General features: G+C 60.8%; 7 protein-coding genes and 3 pseudogenes. 6 read left to right on the plus strand and 4 right to left on the minus strand.

Annotated elements, in window-relative coordinates:
* A partial coding sequence (locus CRJ03_RS03615; RefSeq protein ID WP_104017562.1) for a penta-EF hand family protein occupies window positions 1–332 on the minus strand: 332 nt, incomplete at its 3' end.
* A 199-nt stretch (window positions 333–531) separates the two neighbouring features.
* On the opposite strand from CRJ03_RS03615, the pseudogene CRJ03_RS20230 reads away from it, so the two are divergent.
* Window positions 532–795, plus strand: a pseudogene (locus tag CRJ03_RS20230) (IS630 family transposase); the annotation flags it as partial.
* Window positions 796–880: 85 nt separating this feature from the next.
* Window positions 881–1441: pseudogene (locus CRJ03_RS03625) on the plus strand (transposase); the annotation flags it as partial.
* On the opposite strand, the gene CRJ03_RS03630 reads toward CRJ03_RS03625, so the two are convergent.
* On the minus strand, window positions 1441–2799 hold the full coding sequence (locus CRJ03_RS03630) for an ISKra4 family transposase (protein ID WP_104017563.1): 1359 nt from the start codon (window positions 2797–2799) through the stop codon (window positions 1441–1443). The pseudogene CRJ03_RS03625 and the gene CRJ03_RS03630 overlap by 1 nt on opposite strands.
* 45 nt (window positions 2800–2844) lie before the next feature.
* Window positions 2845–3075: pseudogene (locus tag CRJ03_RS20655) on the minus strand (IS701 family transposase); the annotation flags it as partial.
* Between the two features lie 433 nt (window positions 3076–3508).
* On the opposite strand from CRJ03_RS20655, the gene CRJ03_RS03635 reads away from it, so the two are divergent.
* From CRJ03_RS03635 to CRJ03_RS03645, 3 genes are all read left to right on the plus strand, one after another.
* The gene (locus tag CRJ03_RS03635; RefSeq protein WP_165375226.1) at window positions 3509–5029 is read left to right on the plus strand and encodes an amidase; all 1521 of its coding nucleotides are present in this window, start codon (window positions 3509–3511) and stop codon (window positions 5027–5029) included.
* Between the two features lie 215 nt (window positions 5030–5244).
* The gene (locus tag CRJ03_RS03640) at window positions 5245–5607 is read left to right on the plus strand and encodes a tautomerase family protein (RefSeq protein ID WP_104017565.1); all 363 of its coding nucleotides are present in this window, start codon (window positions 5245–5247) and stop codon (window positions 5605–5607) included.
* Window positions 5608–5656: 49 nt separating this feature from the next.
* The gene (locus CRJ03_RS03645) at window positions 5657–6358 is read left to right on the plus strand and encodes a haloacid dehalogenase type II (RefSeq protein WP_104017566.1); all 702 of its coding nucleotides are present in this window, start codon (window positions 5657–5659) and stop codon (window positions 6356–6358) included.
* 287 nt (window positions 6359–6645) lie between these two features.
* Here the strand turns inward: CRJ03_RS03645 and CRJ03_RS03650 are convergent, their stop codons facing one another.
* Complete coding sequence (locus CRJ03_RS03650; RefSeq protein ID WP_439126615.1) at window positions 6646–8262, minus strand: ISL3 family transposase; 1617 nt, start codon at window positions 8260–8262, stop codon at window positions 6646–6648.
* Window positions 8263–8634: 372 nt separating this feature from the next.
* Between CRJ03_RS03650 and CRJ03_RS03655 the strand changes: the two genes are divergently transcribed.
* Window positions 8635–9355: winged helix-turn-helix domain-containing protein (locus CRJ03_RS03655; RefSeq protein WP_104017567.1), on the plus strand; the 721-nt coding region annotated here is incomplete at its 3' end.

Consider the following 9355-nt stretch of genomic DNA (forward strand, 5'->3'; position numbering starts at 1 on the left):
AGTTGCTTCCAGAAGCCCTCGCGGATGTCGCGGTCAGCTTTTTCGAATTCCGGTTTCTCGATCATGCCGCTACGATCGCGGTCATAATTCATGAAGACACCTGCATTGAACTCGGCTTCGGTGAGCACGCCGTCATTATCTTGATCCCATTTGCTGAACGTGCCGTCCTGCTCACCCTGGGCCAGGCGCCAGCCTTCAACGTACTCATCTTGCGAGAGCAAGCCATCGCCGTCGGTATCCCAATCGCCCATTCCCTGTGCCACCGCAGGCCCGGCGGCCAGCGCCGCAAGGACGGCACCAAGTCCGGCAATATTCTTGAGGTCGGTACGCATGTTGTTTCTCCTTTGGTTTGGTTCGCGGCGCTATGCAGCACGGTTCCTGTTCGGATGTGATACCAAGTGTGCACCTCTGCGGACGTCGTATCGTTTCGCCCGCTCGTTCCTTGTTTATCGCAGCGCCCTCAGTCCCCCGCACTTACTTGCATCAGCATGTCCGCGGTTCTTTCGGGCTGGCGACGGCGGACGGTCAGGGCACTCGCGCTTCAAGCTGCACTTCACGCCCACAAGCGCATCCTGGCTGAACCTAGTCGAACGCTTCTTTGCCGAGATCACATCAAGGCGCATCCCCCGCGGCAGCTACACCAGCGTCGATGATCAGGAGGCGGCGATCCATGACTATCTCGCGCAGCACAACGAGACACCCAAGCCCTTCAGATGGACCAAAAGCGCAGATGACATCCTGGCCCGAGAGCGCCGTGCACTCGACGCCCTGGATGAAATTCGGAGAAACAGGTAGTGTCAGACTCAGAACAGTAGGATAAGTCCGTGGTACTGTACCCTGACGTCTGGAAATTCGCTCGTGGTTGGGGCCATGAGCCCCTGCCGGGGCGCGCCGCATGCTGGCGGCCGCGCTGCGGGCCGAGGCCGACGCCTTCGTCGCGCAGCATGCCGAAGAGATCCTTCGGGACGGCCGCCAGCGGGTTGTCCGGCACGGCTACGGGCCAGAGCGCAGCACCCAGACCGGGACCGGCGCGCTCGACGTGCAGCGCCCGAAGGTGCGCGACCGCGCCACCGATGTGCCGACCGAGAAGAGGGTCCGCTTCACCTCTGCGATCCTGCCGAAATGGGCGCGGCGCTCGCGCAGCCTCGATGCGCCTCTGCCGGTGCTCTACCTGCGCGGCATCTCGTCGGGGGACTTTCAGGAGGCGCTGGCCGCGATCCTGGGGCAGGATGCGCCGAACCTGTCGCCGAGTGTGATCTCGCGGCTGACCGGGGAATGGCAGCAGGAATATGACCGTTGGCAGCGCCGTGATCTCTCAGCGCGGCGATACGTCTACATCTGGGCGGACGGCGTCTATCTGCAGGCCCGGATGGAGGCCCAGGCCGAGTGCATCCTGGTCATTCTCGGGGCCACGCCGAGGGAGTGGGCAAAACTTGGGGGTCATGCGGCTGCTCTTTGGTACGCGCCGTTTAGCCGACGGTCGAGAACGGCGGCGCGGACAACGGCTACGCGGTGGGCTCCCTTGGGCGACCATCTCATTCGGCGGCGCTTTCCCATGCGGGTGTTTCCGATGTCATCCACACAGCCCTCTGCCCGGGACGAAGAGATCGGAAGACCCCTTCGATGTCGTTGGCCGTAGTTGGTCAGATTGTCCATGTTGTTCGCAAGGTATGAATAAAGGTCCCGGCACCGGGCTTGCACCCGCCCGGCGGCTTCAGCCACCACGCGATCATCTGCAGGCAACCGCGCGCAATCGATCATCAACCATTGCAGACCGGTCGTGGCCGTTCGGATTTGTTCATGCCACAGGTACCATCGCAGCGTTTCGGCCGGACGTTTGAACAGCACTGAAACGCCAGAGAAATTTCGGGCTTGCAGGAGGCCCTTTACCGCGTTCTCGACATGCTGAATGCGCATCGAAATGTGCCACCAGTCGAGGATGTGGCGGACCTTTCCACCGACGGCGTCGCGTACGAGGTTTGGCAGGGTTGGTTCCCCGTCCGAGATCACCGTGACGGTTTGTCTGTGATCCCAACCGAGAGCCCTCAAGTCCTGGCGAAGCTGGCTGGCAGGTGACAATACCGCCTGTTGAACAAGGCCGAAGCGACGGCACTTGTCGTGGCTTTTGATCTTGCCCACCACAACATCGAGGTGTCGCTTCTGATATTCCGGCCTGCGCCGGATATGCGCACCGTCCAGGAAAACCGTCAACGCGGGCGCATCTTCGGCGACCGCCGCAACCACCGGCTCAGTCTGCTCGATGTCGTCGATTTCCCTGGCGACTCTGCCGAGACGGTCCCGCACCGATGTATTCACCTGCTTCGCGCAAGGCAGGAAGGTTTCCAGGATTCGTGCCGCGTCTCGGAAGGAATATCGTGCCCCGAGTTCAGCTTGAACGTGTTGCAGTTCCGGGGTCGACCGGTCCGGAAAAAAGTGAGCGAGAGGCAAAAGCGGCCCGCCCGGGAAGACGTCAGATCTGGCGTTGCAGGCGCAGCGGCGAATGCGCGGCACCTTGACCTGGAACCTGCCGAAGAGCGTGTCGAGAACTCTCGATCGATAGTCATGTATGGCTCGGACCCTGTCGCAGTCAGGACAGATCTTGCTGGCTTCAGAAACTTCCTTGATCTGGTCGAGCAAGATCGCATTCTGCAATTGCCCCAGGATCGTCTTTGCATCTTCGAGCAACAGCCCGAACCCCTCAGGCTGCGTGCGCCGAAACGGGTGGGACAAGCAACCAAGACGCCGCACCTTCGTCGTTCCATTCTCAAAGGTAGTTTCAATGATGATGCGCACTTCCATGGCAGTTCCCCTTTCATTGAACCACCAATATACACAGACACCCCCATCTTTTGCCCACTCCCGCAAAGACTGGATCCGATAGGGTCGCGCCAACCCAGCCTCTTCCGCAAGCATCCAGCCCGTCTTGCGCTCCGCACCAGACAAAAGGCCGTCAATGAACACCCCAGCGGACCCGATTTGCTCGGAACGTTTGAACACAGGGGCGATGAATTCTTTCAAGCCAGCAAGCGCATGCGACCAATCCGAAACGCAGCCCGCCCAATCCGAAACAGTCACGACACATCCTCCCATCTTTGAGAAAGATGAATCAGAAATCTACAACAAGCGCAACTGTAGTACTGGCGGGCGGCATCGTCGGGGGCGGGGTTGGCATGGGACCGGATGTGGGCTACCAACCCCGACCGCAGTGAGGCAGCGTGGGCTTTCCCCCGGGCTGGCGGAAATGTGACCGTGACATCACCCGCAGAAGACTTGATCTGTTCCCAAAACTGCATCACAACCGAATAGAAGATATTCTGCGTGGGGAATGTCAGCTCAACCGCATCTTCGGGCGATACAACGCCGCGCAGATCGGTTGTGTCGATCGGCAAACGAAGAAGCAGCCGATGCTCTATTTGCGGCTGACCGCCTGGACGGTCGGGCCGACACCTGCCGGGGCAGTCGGGGATGGCCCCGGCGACAGACCGTCGGCCAACACAGGGAGAAAACCATGGCTGTCAGACGGCTCTCGATGGAGGATATCGAATGCATCAGCGCGGCGCGCGGCCTCGATCTGTCGGAGGTCGAGAGGGATGACTATCTCGCGCTGTGCAACGGTGTGCTCGGTGGTTACGACGCGCTCGACGCCCTGCCAGAGCCGTCCTACCCGGTGATCGCGGCGGTGCGCGATCCGGGCTACCGTCCGACCCGCGACGAGGACCCGCTGAACGGCGTGGTGCGGTTCTGCGAAGTGCGCGCGGTGGCGCCGTCGGACGATGCGCTCTCGGGGCTTCGGATTGGCGTCAAGGATACGGTTGCCGTGGCAGGCGTGCCGATGTCTTGCGGCTCGCGGCTGCTCTACGATTACACACCCGAGATCGACGCAACCGTAGTGCGCCGCATCCTGAATGCCGGCGGGCGGATCACGGCGACTCTCAACACCGACGATTTTGCCTTCTCCGGAGCTGGGCATACCAGCGTCTATGGTCCCGGCCAGAATCCGGCGAATCCCGGGCATGCGGCGGGCGGTTCGTCCTGCGGCCCGGCGATCGCGGCGGCCACCGGGCTCGTGGACATCGCACTCGGTGGCGATCAGGGGGGCTCGATCCGCATCCCGGCGTCGTGGTCGGGCATCGTCGGGCACAAGCCGACACACGGGTTGGTACCCTATACCGGCATCGTCGGCTTCGACCAGACCATCGACCATATCGGCCCGATGACGCGGACGGTCGAGGAGGCGGCTCTGATGCTCGGCGTGATCGCCGGGGTAGACGACACCGCCATCGACCCTCGCCAACCCAGAACGATCACTGTACCGGACTACCGGGCGGCGCTGACCGGGCGGGTGGACGATCTCGCCATCGCGGTGATCGAGGACGGCTTCGGTACACCCGATAGCATGGCCGAGGTCGACGATGCGGTGCGCAAGGCTGCCCGCGTGCTCGCAGATGCGGGGGCGCGGGTCGAGAGCGTCTCGCTTCCCGAGCATGCGTGGACCGTGCCAATCTGGAACGCGGTCGCCATTGAGGGCGGAGTGGACAGCTTCTATCACGGCCACGCCGCCTACCAGACCAAGGGCCACTTCAACACCCGTCTGATGTCAGCGATGCGGCGGGCGGTGAAGACCCATGGAGGCGACTTTTCGGCGACGGCAAAGCTCGGAGTGCTGCTCTACCATTACATGTCGGACCAGTATGACGGTGTGTTCTACGGCAAGGCGCAAAACCTCGCGCGGCAGCTGACAGCGGCCTACGAACGGGTGTTCGCCAAGTATGACCTCGTATTGATGCCGACGACGCCGCAGATCGCGCATCCGGCGATCCCAGACGCGGTGAGCGACCGCCGCACCCACATCACCCAGGCGCTCAACATGGTGTGCAACACGGCCGCCTTCGACCTGACCGGGCATCCGGCGATTTCGGTGCCTTGCCACGGAGTCGCGGGGCTGCCCGTCGGGCTGATGCTCGCGGGTCGACAGTTCCACGACGATATGGTGTTACGGGCGGCCCATGCCTACCAGACCGCAGGCTGAGAGACTGTTTAGACTGCGCTTCACGGGCGTTTTGCAAGGATCAATGACCGAGCGGGGCGCCCAACCATTCAGATTGTCGCGCCAAGGGTCCCAGTCCTCATGCCGACATCGGTAGCCAGCGCACTCTCGGGCGCCCTTGTGCTGTTAGCTTTTTTTCTTGTTTCGTTCCTGCGTCCGTCCCACCTTTCGGAATAACAGTTGCAAAGGAAAAATTCATGCCCGTCATTCGCATCGAAGTACCCGAAGGCACCGGCCAGAAAACCAAGGCCCGTATTCGAAACGGGATCAAGCAAGCTGTGCTCGATACGTTGGCTCCCAAGGAAATCAAATACGATTATGTCGCCGTTAGCGAAGCCTTTGGCGGAATCGGTGATGGCTTGCCACTTGTCACGGTGGACTTGCGCCCAGGAAGAGAAGCCGAGCGGAAAAAGGCGCTGGTTGATGCCATCGCCGCGATCCTGCAATCGGAGCTTGGGGTGGATCCGATCGATCTTTATGTTCTGTTCCGAGAGAACCCCGCTGAAAATCATTATACCGGCGGGGCGCCCCTCCTTGATTGGGTGCCCGCCGACCAATAGGATGGTAAGCTATCTCTACCACGCGTCACCGCGTAGGAGGAAAAACGAAATGCCTGAGCTGAAATCTGCTTCCATTATTGTGTTTGATGTCAACGAGACACTGATTGACATCACTACGCTTGAGCCGTTTTTTGAACGTCTGTTCGGGGATTCTGGCGTGATGCGGGAATGGTTCCCAGAACTTATCCTATATTCTCAGACGCTTACCCTATCTGGGCTTTATACGCCGTTTGGCAACCTGGCGGGCGGCATCTTGCGGATGGTTGGGGCAAATAGAGGAGTCGCGGTCAAGGACGATGACATCGCAGAGCTCAAAACGCTGTTTGGTCAGATGCCTGCATACGGAGATGTGAAACCGGCCCTCAGCAAGTTGCGCGACGCCGGCTTCACCCTTGTGACGCTCACGAATTCCGCCCGGTCCCCGTCCCCGACGCCACTCGAAAACGCGGGCGTTGACGCGTTTTTTGACCATCACTTCAGCGTCGGGGAAGTAGGGAAATTCAAACCCCACCCGGCGACGTATGAGATGGTCGCCAGTCGGATGAATGTCAGCATGGCAGAGATGTGCATGGTGGCCTGCCACCTGTGGGACACCATCGGAGCGCAAGCCGTCGGCTGCCAGGGTGCCTTCATTGCCCGTCCACACAACAGTGCCCTTAATGTACCACAGGTTCCGACACCCGACTTTATCGCGGGAAACCTCGCCGAATTGGCTGATCAGATCATCGGCGCGAACAGGCCGCCTCTCTGATTTTCGTCGCCCTTGTTCACCGCCCTCCTGTAATCATAACAAAAGCCCGACCTCAGAACAAAGGCAGCCCAATCATGCATGCTCGGGGTCAGCTAAGCAGGTCGTGCTGACTTATTCTATGTTCGTCGTCGGGTGCCCCGGCCGGTTCTGTCGCAAGTTTCCTTGTTGAGCAGCAAAATGGCTCTGATCTTTTCCTTCTAGGCAGCTAGCGCTGCGAACTGGGCAAATGGACAGAGTGAGGTGCTCCCCATTCCTTGGTGTCGCGTAGCCCTTAATTGGGCTCTGCCTCAATCTGTGTGGCGGAACGGTAGCATTCTCGCCCGCAACAATTCTGGACCGGCCCGGCCGTACATGGCGCGTTTGAGGGTCTTCAGGCGGTTGATCTGACCTTCCGCCTGGCCGTTGCTCCAGGGCATCTCGATGGCGTTTTTGACCGCATCGAAGTCCCGGTTCAAGGTGCGGGCGAAGCGCACGATGGGCGCCAGGTCGGTTTCGATCGCGTCGTCGATCCATGCAGGGAGCGGGTCTGCTTCGCGGCCACGCAGGATACCGTTGAATCGCATGGCGAGGCTGCGCATCGTTGTGAAGGCGGGTGAACCGGCCTTGAGAGCGTCGACTTTCCGCGCCTGATCCGAGGTGAGCTTTCCGCGGGGTTTGATGCACAGCGCGACCGCGATGACCGGGGAGATCGCGTGCCTCGTTTCCGGGTCCCGGACCGGCTTCAGGATCTGGTGCTCCACGGCGGGGCCCTTCGCTTGCTTTTCGGCTCTGCGCCACCCCGCCAGCAGCCGCTGCAAATGCGTCTGACCCCCCTCGTAACCACGCTCTCGGATCAGACGGAACAGGGCGCTTCCAGTTCGAATGCCGTCCTTCCAGCTTTGGCTCAGGAACTCTTCAAAGTACCACGGCGAAGTCCGCTTCAAAGCTGCTCGCCTGCGGTCCGGCGGCGTCTCGAACTGCAGCCATTTCGCGATGCTGCGACGCGGGAACCCTGTTCGTCGCCCGATCTCGCTGCAGGTAAGCCCCTGATTTCGAAGGGCATGGATGATGGTGAAAATCTCTTCCCGAGAACTCCGGTGCGCAAGGCGGGACTTCAGAAGGTTTACGGCTGCGGTGATGTTGTCGGCGTCTGATAGCAGCGCCCTGCCGGTCGCACGGCCGTAAAGGTTCATCTGCTCCTCGATGGCCTGCCGCAGGTTCTGCACGATATGGAACCGGTCGGCGACCTGTTCCGCCTGCGGCGCGCCTTGCCGGGCTGCCTGTGCGTAGAGACCGCAGCGATCTCTGCTGATCACTTCCACCTCGGGATGTCGCTTCAGCCAGTCGGTGCAGGTGACCACATCTCGATCCTCCAGAACATCGATGACCACACGGCGCTCCAGATCGACAATGATCGTGCCGTAGGTCTGCGACTTCCGCCAACTCCAGTCGTCGATCCCGATGACCGTCGGCGGCGCGGCGGTGTCTTGAGCACGCTTCTTCAGCTGCCTAAGCACCGTGTCATCGCTGACCCCAAGGCCCAAACGGTGCAAGAGCCGCTCGGCAAGCCGCCCGCCTGTCGCATGCCCAAGATGACTGACAATCTCCCCGACACGTGCGGTGCGACGTGCAAACGGGCGCGCAACCGAGACGATCTGGTCCGAGAACGTCCGGCGCGGGCACGCGGGCGCCAAACATCGCCAACGGCAAACCCAGAGAGCCACCGTAACCCCGTCTCCATGGGCGGGATAATCCTGCAGCAGCCGACGCCGCCAGCCGTGACGCCGTCGTGAATGCAATCCACAGTCTGGGCAGATGCCGTTTGGTGCCAGAGTGCCGGATACAGTCCATCCGCCGACACCACTTCGCTCAATGCTTTTAACCGAAACATCGCTCCCCGGCGACCAGTGCTTCTTTGAAATCACGACTATCCCTCCTGAATTTTGCAGTTTCAAGATAGTTGCGCCACACAGATTGAGGCAGAGCCCAATTAAGGGCTACGCGACACCGGCGGTTGCAGCCGCCGGTTGGGTGGGTTGCAAGGTCACCCGGAGATTACGCCACCCTCAAGTTTCCACCACTTCCGAGACACCACCCGCGCGCGCCGAGAAATGATCAGGCAAGGTTGGCGATGACAGGGGCAACCTCCGTAAGGAGGTCTTCCATAAATCACGTATCCTTGATGTAAGGAGACAGCTCCATAAACTTCAAGTGATCGCCGTGAGAAAGCAACAACCGGCGCTTGAGTCGCTTCAGGGGCAGACCTACGTTCATAGCGTAGATCCAGAGGTGAGATCATGAGCCGACCCAAAGTCCTGCTTCTCGAAGACGACGATCCGGTTTCCGAGCTGCTTGACGAAGTGTTGTCGGAGGACGGGTGCGACGTTGCGGTCGCAAAAACGATCGCCGACTTCCAGCAAAAGCAAGCAGACAGCTTCGATGTCTATATCGTTGATCTCGGATTGCCCGATGGCAACGGGCTTTCACTCATTCAGGAACTCGCACAGGATCCCGCGTGCGGGGTGATCATTGTAAGCGGGCGCGCGGCGGAAACTGATCGTGTAGTGGGCTTGGAGATCGGTGCCGACGATTACATAACCAAGCCGTTCCGTGTGCGCGAGGTATTGGCGCGCGTGCACGCGGTGCTGCGCAGACTGCAGAAGCATCCCGCCGCGCCGACGCATCCGGCCGGTGCCCCAGAGCCGGGGGCATCCCCGGGTGGTGCCATAGATTTCGATGGCTACAGGCTGGATCTCGGCGCACGGCAGCTTTACGGGCGCGATGGCAGCGAGATCACCTTGACCACGGCAGAGTTCAACCTGCTTGTGGCATTGCTGCGCCACCGTGGACAGGTGCTCAACCGCGATCAGTTGATGAACGCGATCAAGGGGCGGGACTGGGAAAGTTACGACCGCGCAGTAGACAGTATTGTCAGCCGCCTGAGGAGAAAAATGCCCACCCCCGAAGGGCGCTCTCACTACATCCGGACCGTCCACGGCATCGGCTATGCATTTTCCT

This window comes from Roseovarius nitratireducens (genome assembly GCF_002925845.1).
GTDB lineage: Bacteria > Pseudomonadota > Alphaproteobacteria > Rhodobacterales > Rhodobacteraceae > Roseovarius > Roseovarius nitratireducens.

Excerpts from the sequence above, each read along its gene's own strand:
- CRJ03_RS03635 (WP_165375226.1), top strand. The coding sequence starts at position 3,509 with ATGGCTGTCAGACGGCTCTCGATGGAGGATATCGAATGCATCAGCGCG.
- CRJ03_RS03645 (WP_104017566.1), top strand. The coding sequence starts at position 5,657 with ATGCCTGAGCTGAAATCTGCTTCCATTATTGTGTTTGATGTCAACGAG.
- CRJ03_RS03630 (WP_104017563.1), bottom strand. The coding sequence starts at position 2,799 with ATGGAAGTGCGCATCATCATTGAAACTACCTTTGAGAATGGAACGACG.
- CRJ03_RS03640 (WP_104017565.1), top strand. The coding sequence starts at position 5,245 with ATGCCCGTCATTCGCATCGAAGTACCCGAAGGCACCGGCCAGAAAACC.